This is a genomic window from Microbacterium sp. UBA837 (assembly GCF_002296025.1).
Lineage (GTDB): Bacteria > Actinomycetota > Actinomycetes > Actinomycetales > Microbacteriaceae > Microbacterium.
The window spans coordinates 1-14,402 of record NZ_DBHD01000089.1 but is presented as its reverse complement, the minus strand read 5'-3'; the positions used below and the strand labels follow the sequence as shown (position 1 = coordinate 14,402).

Annotated in this window: 16 protein-coding genes and 1 pseudogene; 10 read left to right on the top strand and 7 right to left on the bottom strand. The window is 67.5% G+C overall.

Annotated elements, in window-relative coordinates:
* Both B3587_RS06735 and B3587_RS06730 read left to right on the top strand, forming a co-directional pair.
* Window positions 1-144, top strand: a pseudogene (locus B3587_RS06735) (6-phosphofructokinase); the annotation flags it as partial.
* Window positions 145-495: 351 nt separating this feature from the next.
* Window positions 496-1,371, top strand: a complete 876-nt coding sequence (locus B3587_RS06730) for a DUF559 domain-containing protein (RefSeq protein ID WP_228177709.1) — start codon at window positions 496-498, stop codon at window positions 1,369-1,371.
* Between the two features lie 101 nt (window positions 1,372-1,472).
* Here the strand turns inward: B3587_RS06730 and B3587_RS06725 are convergent, their stop codons facing one another.
* A complete protein-coding gene (locus B3587_RS06725; protein ID WP_414683120.1) occupies window positions 1,473-3,590 on the bottom strand; it encodes a S9 family peptidase in 2,118 nt (705 codons plus the stop codon).
* 45 nt (window positions 3,591-3,635) lie between these two features.
* Here B3587_RS06725 and B3587_RS06720 point away from each other — a divergent pair, with 45 nt between their 5' ends.
* The 3 genes from B3587_RS06720 (at window position 3,636) to B3587_RS06710 (ending at window position 6,475) form a co-directional block, all read left to right on the top strand.
* On the top strand, window positions 3,636-4,544 hold the full coding sequence (locus tag B3587_RS06720; RefSeq protein WP_292727367.1) for a phosphodiesterase: 909 nt from the start codon (window positions 3,636-3,638) through the stop codon (window positions 4,542-4,544).
* Between the two features lie 12 nt (window positions 4,545-4,556).
* A complete protein-coding gene (locus B3587_RS06715) occupies window positions 4,557-6,029 on the top strand; it encodes an aspartate ammonia-lyase (RefSeq protein ID WP_292727365.1) in 1,473 nt (490 codons plus the stop codon).
* Between the two features lie 107 nt (window positions 6,030-6,136).
* Window positions 6,137-6,475, top strand: coding sequence for a DUF4190 domain-containing protein (locus B3587_RS06710; protein ID WP_292727363.1), 339 nt, complete (start codon window positions 6,137-6,139; stop codon window positions 6,473-6,475).
* 29 nt (window positions 6,476-6,504) lie between these two features.
* On the opposite strand, the gene B3587_RS06705 is transcribed toward B3587_RS06710, so the two are convergent.
* The 4 genes from B3587_RS06705 to B3587_RS06690 all read right to left on the bottom strand — a co-directional run bounded on the left by B3587_RS06705 (window position 6,505) and on the right by B3587_RS06690 (window position 9,848).
* On the bottom strand, window positions 6,505-7,368 hold the full coding sequence (locus tag B3587_RS06705) for a fumarylacetoacetate hydrolase family protein (protein ID WP_292727361.1): 864 nt from the start codon (window positions 7,366-7,368) through the stop codon (window positions 6,505-6,507).
* A gap of 140 nt (window positions 7,369-7,508) precedes the next feature.
* On the bottom strand, window positions 7,509-8,117 hold the full coding sequence (locus tag B3587_RS06700; RefSeq protein ID WP_228177715.1) for a cytochrome c biogenesis CcdA family protein: 609 nt from the start codon (window positions 8,115-8,117) through the stop codon (window positions 7,509-7,511).
* Between the two features lie 16 nt (window positions 8,118-8,133).
* On the bottom strand, window positions 8,134-9,150 hold the full coding sequence (locus tag B3587_RS06695; RefSeq protein ID WP_292727359.1) for a sensor histidine kinase: 1,017 nt from the start codon (window positions 9,148-9,150) through the stop codon (window positions 8,134-8,136).
* Window positions 9,147-9,848, bottom strand: a complete 702-nt coding sequence (locus B3587_RS06690) for a response regulator transcription factor (protein WP_228177717.1) — start codon at window positions 9,846-9,848, stop codon at window positions 9,147-9,149. Before B3587_RS06690 ends, B3587_RS06695 begins: the two co-directional genes overlap by 4 nt.
* 167 nt (window positions 9,849-10,015) lie before the next feature.
* Here B3587_RS06690 and B3587_RS06685 point away from each other — a divergent pair, with 167 nt between their 5' ends.
* The gene (locus B3587_RS06685) at window positions 10,016-10,384 is read left to right on the top strand and encodes an FKBP-type peptidyl-prolyl cis-trans isomerase (RefSeq protein WP_228177718.1); all 369 of its coding nucleotides are present in this window, start codon (window positions 10,016-10,018) and stop codon (window positions 10,382-10,384) included.
* Window positions 10,385-10,563: 179 nt separating this feature from the next.
* The gene (locus tag B3587_RS06680; RefSeq protein WP_228177719.1) at window positions 10,564-11,127 is read left to right on the top strand and encodes a YceI family protein; all 564 of its coding nucleotides are present in this window, start codon (window positions 10,564-10,566) and stop codon (window positions 11,125-11,127) included.
* Window positions 11,128-11,198: 71 nt separating this feature from the next.
* Here the strand turns inward: B3587_RS06680 and B3587_RS06675 are convergent, their stop codons facing one another.
* Together B3587_RS06675 and B3587_RS06670 are read right to left on the bottom strand one after the other, a co-directional pair.
* Entirely contained in the window at window positions 11,199-12,506 is a 1,308-nt protein-coding gene (locus B3587_RS06675) for an MFS transporter (protein WP_228177720.1), read from the bottom strand.
* Window positions 12,506-12,727, bottom strand: a complete 222-nt coding sequence (locus B3587_RS06670) for a DUF167 domain-containing protein (RefSeq protein WP_292727356.1) — start codon at window positions 12,725-12,727, stop codon at window positions 12,506-12,508. Before B3587_RS06670 ends, B3587_RS06675 begins: the two co-directional genes overlap by 1 nt.
* Window positions 12,728-12,872: 145 nt before the next feature.
* On the opposite strand from B3587_RS06670, the gene rpsO reads away from it, so the two are divergent.
* The 3 genes from rpsO (at window position 12,873) to B3587_RS06655 (ending at window position 14,240) form a co-directional block, all read left to right on the top strand.
* Window positions 12,873-13,142, top strand: coding sequence for a 30S ribosomal protein S15 (gene rpsO / locus B3587_RS06665; protein WP_292727355.1), 270 nt, complete (start codon window positions 12,873-12,875; stop codon window positions 13,140-13,142).
* Between the two features lie 109 nt (window positions 13,143-13,251).
* Window positions 13,252-13,458, top strand: coding sequence for a hypothetical protein (locus B3587_RS06660; protein ID WP_292727353.1), 207 nt, complete (start codon window positions 13,252-13,254; stop codon window positions 13,456-13,458).
* Window positions 13,459-13,541: 83 nt separating this feature from the next.
* On the top strand, window positions 13,542-14,240 hold the full coding sequence (locus B3587_RS06655) for a hypothetical protein (RefSeq protein ID WP_292727351.1): 699 nt from the start codon (window positions 13,542-13,544) through the stop codon (window positions 14,238-14,240).
* Window positions 14,241-14,402 lie beyond the last annotated feature (162 nt).

Genomic DNA, 14,402 nt, shown 5'->3' with positions numbered 1-14,402 from the left:
GACGCGCTCGTCGACGGCGCCTGGGGCCAGATGGTCGCAATGCGCGGAACCGACATCGTCCGCGTCTCGTTCGAAGAGGCGCTCGGCGAGCTCAACACCGTCCCGCTTTACCGCTACGAGGAAGCTGCCGCCCTCTTCGGCTGATCCGCGACATCCGCCCGAACGCTGCCGCTCGCGCACGAGGGTAGGACTTCTTCGCAGCGTAGGACGTGTTGACGTCGATTCGTCCTACGCCGGGGATTTCTCCTCCATGGGTGAGGCATCGCGTCAGGTTGGGGTCCCGTAAGTGCGTGAGCCTCGTTGCCCAGGCCGAGCTTCCCGGCGTAGGCGTTCTCTGGAAGGCAGGACGCTAAGGCGCCGCACCATCCTACGTTGGTGAGATTTCCTACCTCAGGTAGGGGCGCGTCGCTCCTCCCCGGGGGGCATACGACCTGCGGCATCCACACTCTGCGTATCCGAACGCTCGCGTCGGGTCGCGCACGCAAGAGTCGACGGATGCGGAGCGTGGACGAGCTGGTGGCATGGGTCGACGGATGCGGCGGCGCCGCGCACTCACGGTCGATTGCCGCCGCTGGCTTCACCATGCACGTGGTGCGTACTGCTATCGCGCTCGGGGTGCTCGAGCGCGTGCGGCGCAGCTGGCTCGTGGGTCCTGGCTGCGATCCGGCGCGGCGAACCGCGGCGACGGCTGGCGGACGACTCACCTGCCTGAGCGCAGCATCGGCGCTGGGACTATGGACCCCACACCACGACGACGTGCACGTAGCCGTGGAGCCAACGGCGTCGCGGGTCCGTGCTCCCGGAGTACGGCTGCACTGGGGTGGTGGGCCGGCGCCGACCTCGCCGACTCAGACCGCCGAGCCGCTCGTCAATGTGCTCTTCCATGTGGCTCGCTGTGTGCCGCTGGCTGACGCGGCCGCCGTGTGGGAGTCAGCGCTGCGCAGCGGTCGCACCGACCGGTACGTGCTGGAGCGCGTCCAATGGGGGAGCGGGCGGGCGCGGCGGCTGGCGGAGGTGGCATCGCTCCTGTCCGACTCGGGGATCGAAACACACTTCCTCCATCTCATGCACGGCATCGGCGTAACCGTTGCGCAGCAGGTCTGGGTCGACGGACACCCGTTGGACGGGCTGATCGGCGATCGCCTCGCCATTCAGCTCGACGGGTTCGCTCATCACCAAGCATCCGATCGCCGCCGGGATCTTCGGGCTGATGCTCGACTCGCCCTGCGCGGCTTCACCGTCTTGCGCTTCGACTATCATCAGGTCCTGTTCGAGCCCGATTACGTGACGGCGACAGTCACGGATGCCGTCGCTCAGGGCCTCCATCGACAGCCGCTCGCATCCCGCAGGTGGGCGTTCTCGCGGAGGTAGGAGGTGTTGGCGTTGAATCGTCCTACGCCGGTGATTTCTCCTACCTGCGGGAGGAGGCGGGAGGCCGCAGGAGGCGGGAGGCGGCGGCGCGCGCCAGCGGATCAGGCGTCGGCAACCCCGAGGACGTCGAAGATCCAGGCCAGCTCGTAGGCCCGCTCGCGCCACGAGTTGTAGCGCCCGCTGACACCACCGTGCCCGGCTGACATCTCGCATTTCAAGAGTGCGTCGGCACCGACCTCGCGCAACCGCGCGACCCACTTGGCCGGCTCCACGTACATCACGCGGGTGTCGTTGAGGGAAGTGACGGCGAGGATTCGGGGGTAGGTGACGCCCTCGCGCACGTTCTCGTAGGGCGTGTAGGCCTTCATGTACGCGTAGACATCCGGATCCTCGAGGGGATTGCCCCACTCGTCCCATTCGATGACCGTCAGCGGCAGCGACGGATCGAGGATGGTCGTCAGCGCGTCAACGAACGGAACGACAGCCAGGATGCCGGCAAACAGTTCCGGCGCAATGTTGGCGACCGCGCCCATGAGCAGGCCGCCGGCGCTGCCGCCCTCGGCAACGAGGTGCTCGGCATCCGTGTAGCCGTTGTGGACGAGGTGCCGGGCTACCGCGACAAAGTCGGTGAACGTGTTGCGCTTGCTCAGCAGCTTGCCGTCCTCGTACCAGCTGCGCCCCATCTCGCCGCCGCCGCGCACGTGCGCGACTGCGAACACGACACCCCGGTCGAGCTCCGACAGCCGCGCTATCGAGAACGCCGGATCGATCGAGTGCTCGTACGACCCGTAGCCGTAGAGGTGCAGTGGGCGTGGCTTCTCGCCCGGCTCCCCGAAGGAGCGCCGCCACACGAGCGAAACGGGGATCCGCGTGCCGTCCTCGGCGAGTGCCCATACCCGCCGCTGCCCGTAGGCGGCAGGGTCGTAGCCGCCGAGCACCGGCTGCTGCTTGCGGATGCGGCGCTCGTCGGTCGCGACCACGAGGTCGACCACCGTTGAGGGCGTTACGAACGATCCGAACGCGACGCGGATCATCGGCGGTGCCCACTCGGGGTTTCCTGCAGTCCCGACGTCGTACAGCTCCTCGTCGAAGGCGATTTCAGTGGGCGACCCGGTCGCATAGTCAAAGGTCGCGAGCCGAGAGAGGCCGTCGCGCCGGTAGGCCAGCACTGCCCAGTCTCGGAAGGTTGAGATGCCGAGCAGGCGCTGCCCGGGCTCATGCGCGAGCACGACCTCGCGCGGACCCTGCGGATCGGCGGCGCGAACCCGAACGAGTTCGAAGTCGAGCGCCTGGTCGTTGTGGACGATGTAGAGCACGTCTTCGCCGTCAACGACAGCGTGGGAGCTCGAGTACTCCACGCCTTCTTGTCGGGGCCACACGACGCGGGGCTGCCCCGACAGATCGTCGGCGTCCACCAGCCACTCTTCTGAGGTGATGGAGGACCCGAGCTCGATGACCAGGTAGCGGTCGCTGCGCGTGAACCCCGCACCGAGCCAGTACCGATCGTCGGGCTCGTGGAAGAGTGTGCGGTCATCGGATGCCGCGGTGCCGACCTCATGGAGCCACACGGTGTCGGGACGCCACGCCTCGTCGACCGTCGTGTAGACGATATGGCGGCCGTCGGGTGAGAACGTCGCCCCCGCGAACGTATCGGGGATTTCGTCGGGTAGCAGGTCGCCGGTCTCCAGGTCGCGCACGCGGATCGTGTACCGCTCGTCACCGACGGTATCGACGGCGTACAGCAACCTGGTCTCGTCGGTGGACACCTCGAAGCTGCCGAGGGCGAAGAATTCGTGGCCCTCGGCCTCGCGGTTGGCATCCAGGAGCACCTGCTCGCCTGGAACCTCACTACCGGGGGAGAGGGCGGGCGGGTCCCAGTCGTCGGGTGAGCCCAACGGTGCGCGGCAATGGATGCCGTACTGCTGGCCCTCGACCGAGCGGGTGTAGTACCACCACTGCCCCCGTCGCACCGGCACCGACATGTCGGTCTCGAGCGTGCGGGAGCGAATCTCCTCGAAAATCTGCTCGCGAAGCGGTGCGAGGTGCGCGGTGCGCGCCTCGGTGAAGGCGTTCTCGGCCTCCAGGTGGGAGCGGACGCCGGCGTCGTCCTTCGCTCGGAGCCATTCGTAGGCATCCTCGACCTCGTCGCCATGGTGGGAACGCGGGACGGGGCGGCGGGCGGCGCGGGGTGCTTCGGGGGCGGATCTCACCCGACCCACGCTAGTCGAGAGGGCCGCGTCGCCCGTGCGACGTATGCTGGCGGCATGGCTTCGGCTCCCGTCCGTTTCGGTCAGTATCCGCCCGCACTTCGGACGATCGTGCACCTGAGCGACACGCACTTTCTCGATGCCAATCGGCCGCTCGGCGGGCGTTTCGACACGGCGGCGAACCTGGGCAGGACCCTGCAGAAGGTGCGCGGCCTCGGCATCCGTCCCGACGCGATCGTCGTCACCGGAGATCTCACCGACGAGGGGGAGCCCGGCGCCTACCGTGACCTGCGTGAGCTCCTGGAGCCCCTGGCCCGGGAGCTTGCTGCACCGCTGGTCTGGGTGGCAGGCAACCACGATGAGCGGCCGGCGCTTCGCGAGCAGCTGTTGGATGCCGAACCGACGCAGGAGCCGGTGACCGGTGTCTGGGATCTGGATGGCCTGCGGCTTATCGCCCTCGACACCTCAGTGCCGGGCTGGCATCACGGCAACCTCGACGAGGGCCAGCTCGGCTGGCTTCGGGAGCAGCTCGCGACTCCCGCCCCGCTCGGGACGCTGATCGCGATGCACCACCCGCCGATCCCATCGCATCTGCCGTTCTTCGACATTCTCGAACTGCGCGACCAGCAGCGTCTCGCCCGCGTGATCGCAGGCACCGATGTCCGCGGCATCCTCGCAGGCCACCTGCATTATTCGACGAGCGGGACCTTTGCGGGCGTTCCCGTGTCAGTGTCGGCAGCTACCTGTTACACCATGAATCTGGCCCGGCCCGCGCAGCAGGTCAACGGCATGGACGCCGGGCAGTCCTTCCACCTCGTACACGTGTACGAGGCGACGATCACGCACGCCGTCGTGCCGGTCGTCGACGCCGACACCGGCGACTACTTCTCCGAGGAGTGGGTCGAGCGGATGGCGGCACTCACCCCCCACGAGCGCCTCGAAGCCTTCTCTCGAAAGCGCTCATGAACGGCAGGAACAATGACGCACCACACCGCCGCCCCGACGCGCACCGAAACTGATTCTCTGGGATCGATGGAGATCCCGGCTGACGCGTACTGGGGAATCCACACCGCACGCGCCCTCGAGAACTTCCCGATCTCGCGACGCCCGATCTCGGTGTATGCCGATCTCGTGCGCGCCCTCGCGATGGTCAAGCAGGCGGCGGCGCGAGCCAACGCCGAGATCGGCGTGCTCGACCGCGAGAAGGCGGCGCTGATCGACCGGGCGTCTCAGCTGGTCATCGACGGCGGCTACCACGACCAGTTCGTGGTCGGAGTCGTGCAGGGCGGCGCGGGCACCTCCACCAACATGAATGCCAACGAGGTCATCACCAACATCGCGCTGGAGCTTGCCGGCCGCCCCAAGGGTGACTACGCGTTCCTCTCGCCGATCGACGACACCAACCGCAGCCAGTCCACCAACGACGTCTACCCGACGGCCATCAAGGTCGGCTTGAGCCTTGACCTGCAGACGCTCTTGGAGGAGCTCGACCTGCTGCGGCAGTCGTTCCTGCGCAAGGCGAGCGAGTTCCACAACGTCCTGAAGGTCGGCCGCACGCAGCTGCAGGATGCCGTCCCCATGACTCTCGGGCAGGAGTTCCACGGTTTCGCAACGACGTTGGGTCAGGACTACCAGCGCCTCACCGAGAACGCACATCTGCTGTTCGAGGTGAACCTCGGCGCGACGGCGATCGGCACTGGCATCACCGCGCATCCCGACTATGCGGTTGCGGTTCTGCGACACCTGCGCGAGATCACGGGCTTGGATCTCGAAACCGCATCCGACCTCGTGGAGTCGACCAGCGACACCGGGGCGTTCATGTCGTTCTCGGCATCCCTCAAACGCAACGCCATCAAGCTCTCGAAGATCTCGAACGACCTTCGGCTGCTCTCGTCGGGCCCGCAGGCGGGTCTCGGTGAGATCTCGCTACCTGCCCGCCAGGCCGGATCCAGTATCATGCCCGGAAAGGTGAATCCGGTCATCCCAGAGGTCGTGAATCAGGTGGCGTTCGCCGTCGCCGGCGCGGACCTCACCGTCACAATGGCCGTCGAGGGCGGCCAACTGCAGCTGAACGCCTTCGAACCGATCATCGCTCACTCGATCTTCCAATCGATCACCTGGATGCGACGCGCGATGCGCACACTGCGAGTGAACTGCGTGGACGGCATCACGGCGAATCGTGAGCGGCTTGCGGCGTCGGTCGGAGCCTCGGTCGGTGTCGTGACAGCGTTGACGCCGTTCATCGGCTACGCGGCTGCTGCTGCCCTGGCAAAGTCTGCCCTCGTGTCGGGCCGAAACATCGCCGATCTGGTGGTCGAAGGCGGACTCATGTCACGCGCGGAGGTCGACAAGCAACTCTCGCCCGAACGGCTCTCGGGACTTCAGGCCGTGACCGCGGCGATGCCCATCATCGGATTCGAGAACGCTCCCACCGGAGACACTGACCTGTAACCCAGATTGGGGCCGTTGCGGAAGCTGGGAATTAGCCGCTAGATTGCGGCGAGGTCGCTCAATGGCGTGCGACCACCCTCACCCGCAATGGACGCAAGGAGTCGCCCATGTCTGATTCACCCGCCTACCAGCCTGCCCCGCAGGCTCCCGCAGGAGCGTCGGCCCCCGTGCCGGGAAAGACGCTCGGCATCGTCGCCCTGATTCTCGCCTTCTTCTTCCAGCTGCTCGGCCTGATCCTCGGGATCGTCGCGCTCGTGCAGAGCCGCAAGGTCGGAGCCAAGAACACTCCGGCACTGTGGGCCATCATCCTCTCGATCGTGTTCATGGTGATCGGGATCATCATCGCGATTGTCATCGTCAGCTCGCTCGGCACGGCGCTCGCTATGTGTTCGGAGCTGGGTACGGGTGTTCACGACGTGAACGGCGTCACGGTCACCTGCGGCTGATCCTGCAAGCCACCTGACGCACTGCCGGATCAGCCGATGATCCGGCAGTGCGTCGTTAACGCACCGATGCCTTCGACCCCGACGGTCACGGTGGAACGGTCGCGGAGGAAGACCTGCGGGTCGCGGGAGTATCCGGCACCGCCCGGACTGCCGGTGGAGATGAGGGTTCCCGGTAGGAGGGTGACGGATGCCGACAGATGCGCGACGAGTGTGGCGACCGGCCTGACCATCTGACTCGTCGAGGCATCCTGCAGCGTGTGTCCGTCGAGGACCGTCCAGATCTGCAGGTCCTGCGGATTGGGGATCTCATCGGCTGTCACGACAACGGGGCCGACGGGAGTGAACCCGTCGAAGGACTTGCAGCGCGACCACTGCGCCTCGGCGAACTGAATGTCGCGTGCCGTGATGTCGTTGACGACCGTGTAGCCCCAGACGTGGTCGAGCGCCGTCTCGGGGGCGACATCCTTGGCTGGCTTGCCGATGACCACGCCGAGCTCGGCCTCGTAGTCCACGGACTCGCTGAGTGTGCGGGGCCAGCTCGTCGTGCCGTCGTGGCCGGTCAGGGAGTTGGGCCACAGCACGAACACCGTCGGCGCCGTGTCGGTCTTCAGACCGAGTTCACTGGAGTGCGCCGCGTAGTTCAGGCCGACGGCGAGGATGACGGGCGGCCGAGGGACAGCGGGGCCGTACACGGCGCCCTCCAGGGAGACCCGGGGAGCGTTCAAGGCCGTCGTACGCACGCGTTCGAGCAGTTCGTCGCCGCCCTCGATGAGTGCGTTGAGTGTGGCGGGCGCCCCGTCGAAGAGCAGTGACACCACGGCTGCGCCGTCGTCATCGACGGTCACGAGCTGCGGCGTGGCTGACCCGGGAAGGGAAACGTGGGCGAAGCGCATTCAACCACGCTAGCGCTGAACAAAGACTCAGCGCCCGGTGCCGCGGCGATGCCTGCGAGTCGAATCCGGGCGCTGAGTAGATCTAGAACAAGCTTCTCGCTGCATCCGTGCCCTGTCAAGAGCCCCGCGGGCGAGCTGCGTCAGCGACCGATATCGGATCCGATCTCCCACGGCGCAATGGGCGAGGAGGTGAGGATCCAGGCCTCGATGTCTTGCATCAGGCCGGTCGCGATGAGGATCCCGATGACGATGAACAGGATGCCGAGCCCCCTCCGGAACCAACCGTGCGGGTCAGCCGCCCACCGCATCCGGCGGACGGCCCGTTGTCCCGCCAGCGCGATCACGAGCAGGACGGCCATCAGGCCGACGACGTAGGCGCCGAGCAAAGCCAGTCCTCGTGCCGGCTCGGCGGGAAGCACTGTCACGATCACATAGGCGAACAGGGGGCTGCACGAGGTGAACACGGGACCGAGAGCGGCGCCGGTAAGGATCGCGCCGGCGGTGCCGCCGCGTCGGTGGGCGGCATCCAGGTTCCGCGTGGAGGCGCCGGTCAGTCCGGTGCGCTGCGAGATGCGGTCCCACGCCGCGGGGAACACCGAGAACAGGCCGAGGACGATGAGCAGGATGCCGCTGGCAATCTGCCACACCTGGGTGGGGATATCGATGAGCGCCGTGGTAGCTCGAAGCAGCAGCGTGAAGACCGTGACACTCGCGCCAAGCGACAGGGTGACCGCGAGGCGCTTGGCCACTCAAACGCCGCGCTCGTCATGGGTCTGTAAGAACTGCGTGATTCGCCGGAAGCCGCAGGCTCACCGTGCAGCCCTCGGCGGGTGCGGTCCCGACGATCGTGACGGCGCCGCCATGGGCCCGGGCCACCTCGTCGACGATCGCAAGGCCCAGGCCCATGCCTCTGCCGGATCGGGCGGAGTCGCCGCGCCAGCCGGGTTCGAGGAGGCGCGGAAGACCGCCTGCCGGAATGCCCCCGCACGCGTCTGTGACCGAAACCACGGCCCAGCCCTCAGCACGTGTTGTCGTGAGCAGAACGCGACCTCCTGCTGGCGTGTGCTGTACGGCGTTTCTGATGATGTTCGTCACGGCGCGGGTGAGTTCGCGGACATCGACCTCGACGATCTCACCGCCGAGGGCAGTCGCTTCGATCCGCACTCCCTCGGCCGTCGCGAGCGGAGAGACCGAGGCCACCGCGTCCGAGACGATGTCATCGAGCGCGGCAGCGGTGATTTCTCGCCGGCTCTGGCCGTGGAGCCGCGAGAGCTCGACGATGTCATCGACCATCGCGTCGAGTCGGTCGACTTCGCGGACGATGCGCGCGGGCGGGTCGTCGGGGGAGTCATCCTGTGCGGCGGACTCGGCCAATGCTCGGATGCCGGCCAGCGGCGTTCGAAGGTCGTGGGAGAGCCACCTGACCGTTTCTCGCCGGGAGTCCTCGACCTCGCGGGCCCGCTGTCTGTCGGCTCGCTCGGCGGCTGCCTCACGCTCCACGGCGCGGGCTCGGCGCGCCAGGACCAGGCCGACGAGGAGTGCAAGCGGTGCGCACGCTGCCAGCACAATGAGCAGTGTCTGGGAGGTGTGATCGTCGATGAGCATCTGCCGGGTCGCTACGGCCACGCCGGCGGCAAGCGAGGCGACGACGACGAACGGTGCTGCGATGGCAGCCACGACGGGCTTGGAGCGGGGAAGCGCCGCCACGATTGCGGTGCCGACCAGCCCGACGCCCGCTGTGGTGAGGATCGACAGAACGACGGCGTTCTCGTCCGGGGTCATGGTGTGCCCGCCGAGCCGTCAGTGTCCCAGCGATACCCCTTGCCGAATACTGTCGCCAGCCGCGTGGGCCGGGATGGGTCGGTCTCGACCTTCTCACGGAGGCGTCGAACGTGCACCGTCACGGTGGAGGGATCTCCGACGTTCCATCCCCAGACTTCGCGGATGAGATCTTCACGACTGTGAACGACTCCCGGGTGCTGCAGGAACCAGACCAGCAGATCGAACTCTCGCGCGGTAAGGGTCAGGGCCTCCCCGTCTCGAACGGCCCGGCCGGCAGCGACCTCGACGCGCAGATCCCCGTCGACGAGGATGTCGGAGGTCGCCCGGGGTGTCGTGGTGGCCCGGCGCAGCAGGGAACGGATGCGCAGGTCAAGCTCTCTCAGGCTGAACGGTTTCGTGATGTAGTCGTCGGCTCCGGCGAGCAGTCCCTGGACCCGCTCGTGCTCCTGCGTGCGCGCCGTCACCATGATGAGGGGAAGATCGCGCCGCATCGCGCGGAGTCGTCTTGTCACTTCGAGCCCGCCTGTTCCGGGCAGCATCAGGTCGAGCAGCACCAGGTCGACGCCGGACTCGGCGAACCGCGATATCGCTGCGTCTCCGTCGGCGACCGCGACCACGTCGTGCCCGGCGCGGGCCAGGTAGGCCGCGACAGTCTCGCGCATCGTCCGATCGTCTTCGACCAGCATCAGGCGCACCACGGCCCCACTATAGGCATCCGCCGCGTGCGCGACACCCACGCAAGCTCTGCCGTCAGGAGTTCGTAATGACCGGCGAAAGAACGGGTGCTCACACGAGAGCGCTCAGCGCTTCGGCCGACCGCGGTGCCGCATTGCGCGCCGCGACCGGCTCTGGTGGGATGGTGAGCATGACTGATGACCGCACCAAGCCCGACATCGATGCCCCTCAGGGCCCTGCTCCGTCCGAACTCGTCGTCCGCGACCTCATCGTCGGTGAGGGAGCAGAGGCGAAGCCCGGCGACAGCGTCACTGTGCACTACGTCGGCGTCGAGTACGACTCGGGTGAGGAGTTCGATTCGTCGTGGAACCGCGGTGAGAGCATTCAGTTCCCGCTGCGCGGGCTGATCCAGGGGTGGCAGGACGGCATTCCGGGGATGCGTGAGGGCGGTCGCCGTGAGCTCGTGATCCCACCGCACCTGGCGTACGGCCCCGCCGGTGGTCACTTCCTGGGCGGCAAGACCCTGATCTTCATCATCGACCTGATCTCGGTCGGCTGAGTCTCGCTGGCTGATCACGCGGCGGCGGATGCTTCGGTATCCGCCGCCGTTTCGTCGCTACCGTGACCAGGAGATGACGCGCTCGGAAATTTTTCCATTCACGGGAATAGAGTCCGCTGGTGGCTTCGTTGGGGCTCTTGTCGCCGACTGGCGGCACAGAGAACTCCCGAGGAGAGAGCATGACCGAAACGACAACCGTCGAGATCCCCGGCTACCGCGTGGGAACGTGGCAGCTTGATGCGTCGCACAGCGAGGTCCACTTCACCGTCCGGCACATGATGATCTCGAAGGTGCGGGGCACCTTCGGTGTGAAGAGCGCGACGTTCGTGACTCCCGCGAACCCCCTCGAGACCACCGTGACTGCCTCGGTCGACGTGACGTCGGTTGACACCAAGGATGAGGGCCGCGACAAGCACCTCGCCTCGGCCGACTTCTTCGACGCCGAGCAGTACCCGACGATGGACTTCGTTTCCACCGGTGTTCGCATCGAGGACGGTGACTTCTTCGTCGACGGCGACCTCACCATTCGTGGCGTCACCAAGCCGGTGACCTTCGAGGTGGAGTTCGGTGGCTTCGGTAACGACCCGTGGGGCAACTACAAGGCCGGCGCCACGGCCAAGGCTGTCATCAACCGCGAGGACTTCGGTCTGACCTGGAACGCTGCGCTCGAGACGGGCGGCGTGCTCGTTGGCAAGGACGTGACGATCGAGCTTGACCTGCAGGGCGCCCTCCAGGCCGACTGAGGCGACGCGCGACTTTCCGGTGGGGCGGATGCTGCGGCATCCGCCCCACCGTCGTTCGTCGGCGTGCCCGATCAGGGAACCGGATTGTCAGCGTCGTAGGCGCGGAAGCCTGGGCTCAGGCGCACGAGCGTGGTCACGATCGCCAGGATGAGCAGGCCGCCGAGCAGTGGCGGGAACCAGAGGGTCGTGAACGTTGCGAGCGTTCCCGCGTAGAGCGCCCCCACTCGGGGTCCGCCGGCGACGACGACGATGAAGATCCCCTGGAGCCTGCCCCGGATGCTGTCGGGCACCGCAGACTGCATCATGGTCGACCGGTAGATCGCGCTGACATTGTCGGCGCCGCCTGCGACAGCTAGAACCAGCACGGCCAGAACGATCAGCGCGATGTTGGGCGAGGTCTCGCTGACACCGCCAGCGGCGCCGACGCCGAAGGATGCAGCCAGGAGCACGGCACCGAAGGCCAGGATCGCGACGCCGTAGACGAGGATCGCGCGCTCGATTCCCAGCCCGTGCGCGCGGTACCGTCCGATGCGGCCCGAGAAGAGGCTCGAGAGGAAAGCGCCGGCCGCGAAAGCCGCGGTGAGAGCGCCGGTGGTGATCGCGCCGCCACCCAGAAGCACGGCGCCTATCGCGGGAAACAGGGCGAGGGGCTGACCGAACGTCATCGCCGTGATGTCGAGGATGTACTGCAACCGGATGTTCGCGGCGCGCCGGAGGAACGCGATGCCATCACGCAGCGACTCGAGGCCGGGTCTGACGATCTCGCCTTCGGGGACGATGCGGGGGAGCGTCCAGAGCCCCAGGAACAGCGAGGTCATCAGCACGACATCGGCGGAGTAGGTCCACGCGTAGCCGACCGTTGCAACGAGCACCCCGGCAAGCGCCGGGCCCGCCATGACCATGATGCCCACGGTGATGCCCTGCAGGGCGGCAGCCGCCGGGAGAAGCTGCCGCGGTAAGAGTCGAGGGACGATCGCCGAGCGGGTCGCGAGAACCACGGAGTTCGCCGCGGAGTTGACGATGCTGAGCGCGTAGAGCGACCACACTGTCTCGGACTGGGTCCATGCGAGGATAGCCAGCAGCGCGGTGGAGGCGAAGGTGATGGATGCCGCCAGCAGTGCGACCAGGCGACGGTCGAATGCGTCGGCAAGCATTCCGCCGTAGAGCCCCGCGACAACCATCGGCACGAGCCCGACGACGGCGATCATGGAGACCGCAAAGGTGCTCTGCGTGAGGTCGTAGACGTGGAGCATGACCGCGACGATCGTGAGCTGCCCGCCCAGCCCGGCCAGGGTGGAACCGATCCACAGTCGCGCGAAGGCGGGGCTCGCGCGGAAGGGGCGAAGATCGAGGAACTGGTCTCGCGAGATTCGCGCCATCACAGGTCGACCTCGACCTGTTTGATGTGCGCCGAGTGTCCCCGAACGATTGAGACTCGGCTCGGCGAGGTATCGAAGTGTTCTGCCAGCACTCGGGTGAGGGCGGCGTTGGCCTCGCCCTCACGGGCCGGCTCCCGGAGATACACGACGAGATCGGATCCCACCGTCTCGACCAGGGGACCGCGCCGGCTCCCGGGTTTTACTCGGACGGTGATGCGCACCCGATGAGGCTACTCCGCGCACGCGCTCGCGGGCTCTGCCCTGGGCTGGTAGAGTTGTTCGGTTGCCGTTAGATCGGCCGCGGAGAAAGAGAGCTCGCACAGCAGGTGACGGGCACCGCGCAACGAAGAGAGAGGGGATCGTTCTATGGCACTGGAAGCAGAGACCAAGAAGGCGATCATCGAAGAGTACGCAACGCACCCCGGTGACACCGGATCCCCCGAGGTGCAGGTCGCGCTCATGACGCAGCGCATCAAGGACCTCACCGAGCACCTCAAGGAGCACAAGCACGACCACCACTCGCGTCGTGGCCTGCTGCTGCTCGTTGGCCAGCGCCGCCGCCTGCTGGGCTACCTGCAGGATGTCGACATCGAGCGCTACCGCTCGCTGATCGAACGACTGGGTCTGCGCCGCTAGTCGAGAGACACCGCGAACTTCTTGCGCGAAGGCCGCCCCCGCACCGTCGGGAGGCGGCCTTCGTCGTCTCGGGACGTGGGCCGATCGTGGGGTCTGCCACGATGGGGAGGTGGCCCGCGACCGAGCACGATCCCCGCTGCGGCGCCTGAGCGCTGTGCGCATCGTGATCGTGACGGTCCTCCTCGTGACCGTTGCGCTGGCGTTCGCCAACTGGCTGGGGCCGTTCCGAGGCTTCTTCCGCGTCCTGCTCGTGATCGGTGCCGTGGCGATCGTTCTCAGCTACGCGTTCGAGTGGGTGCAGAAGCGACGTCGCTGAGCGCGCACGGGTCGGGCGGCGTGCCGACCGTGGGGCGCGACCGTTGTCAGCAGATTCGGCGCCTGTCGTGCGAGCCTGGCGTCATGCTTCGCGGTGCGGCGTCCGAGCGTGGCGGCGGTGCACGCCGTCGTGCCGCCGCTGCCGTGGCGTCCCTGCTCCTGCTCGCCCTCGTCGCCGGCTGCGCGTCGCCCGCGGGTGAGGCGGAGGACTCGCTCGCCGAGACGGTGCGCGACCGCGATCGCGCCGCCGCGGAGTCGTTCGAGGTCTACCTCCAGCGGGCCGCACGGTACTTGCGCGATCGCTGGGGCCCCGTGAACCTGCCGGAGACGGCGATCGAGCGCTGGGTGGGCGCGAGCGAGTGGGCGCAGATCATGTCCGACTGCCTCGAGGACGAGGGCGTCGTCGGCGCTCGCCCCGCCGACGACGGCGAGCGGATCGACTTCAGTGCGGTCGATGCGGAGGGTCCTCGCGAGCTCTACCTCGCCGATGTGGCCGTTCTCGTCTGCCAGTCCCGGTACCCCTCCCGAGGCTGGTACGCGGCCGAGGTCGCCGACATCGAAGCGCCCTGGGCGTGGCAGTACGCCGGCGAGGTGCTCGTGCCGTGCCTGCTCGCCTCAGGCCACCGGCCGCCGTCGCTGCCCTCCGAGTCGGAGTTCGTCGAGCAGTGGGGCGCCGTCGACGCGTGGGATCCTTTTGCGGCGCTCGCCGGTGACCCGGTGCGCGAGCAGCGCGCGCGTGCCCAGTGCCCGCCTCCCGAGACTCTCCTCGAGGGTGCGCCGTGATGTCGCGCACCGGTGCGGTCGGGATGCTCGTGGTCGCCCTCGGTGTGATCCTCGCCGGCTGCGCCCCGGCGCCCACGACTCAGCTCGACCTCGACGACGTGGCGACGGAGCGCAACGAGCGCCTGGAGAGTCGCGTCGAGGTGCTGCTCGAGAGTCACGCGG

Coding starts and splice junctions, on each gene's coding strand:
- rpsO (WP_292727355.1), top strand. CDS start 12,873: ATGGCACTGGAAGCAGAGACCAAGAAGGCGATCATCGAAGAGTACGCA.
- B3587_RS06655 (WP_292727351.1), top strand. CDS start 13,542: ATGCTTCGCGGTGCGGCGTCCGAGCGTGGCGGCGGTGCACGCCGTCGT.
- B3587_RS06695 (WP_292727359.1), bottom strand. CDS start 9,150: ATGACCCCGGACGAGAACGCCGTCGTTCTGTCGATCCTCACCACAGCG.
- B3587_RS06720 (WP_292727367.1), top strand. CDS start 3,636: ATGGCTTCGGCTCCCGTCCGTTTCGGTCAGTATCCGCCCGCACTTCGG.
- B3587_RS06710 (WP_292727363.1), top strand. CDS start 6,137: ATGTCTGATTCACCCGCCTACCAGCCTGCCCCGCAGGCTCCCGCAGGA.
- B3587_RS06685 (WP_228177718.1), top strand. CDS start 10,016: ATGACTGATGACCGCACCAAGCCCGACATCGATGCCCCTCAGGGCCCT.
- B3587_RS06705 (WP_292727361.1), bottom strand. CDS start 7,368: ATGCGCTTCGCCCACGTTTCCCTTCCCGGGTCAGCCACGCCGCAGCTC.
- B3587_RS06680 (WP_228177719.1), top strand. CDS start 10,564: ATGACCGAAACGACAACCGTCGAGATCCCCGGCTACCGCGTGGGAACG.
- B3587_RS06715 (WP_292727365.1), top strand. CDS start 4,557: ATGACGCACCACACCGCCGCCCCGACGCGCACCGAAACTGATTCTCTG.
- B3587_RS06730 (WP_228177709.1), top strand. CDS start 496: ATGCGGAGCGTGGACGAGCTGGTGGCATGGGTCGACGGATGCGGCGGC.
- B3587_RS06675 (WP_228177720.1), bottom strand. CDS start 12,506: ATGGCGCGAATCTCGCGAGACCAGTTCCTCGATCTTCGCCCCTTCCGC.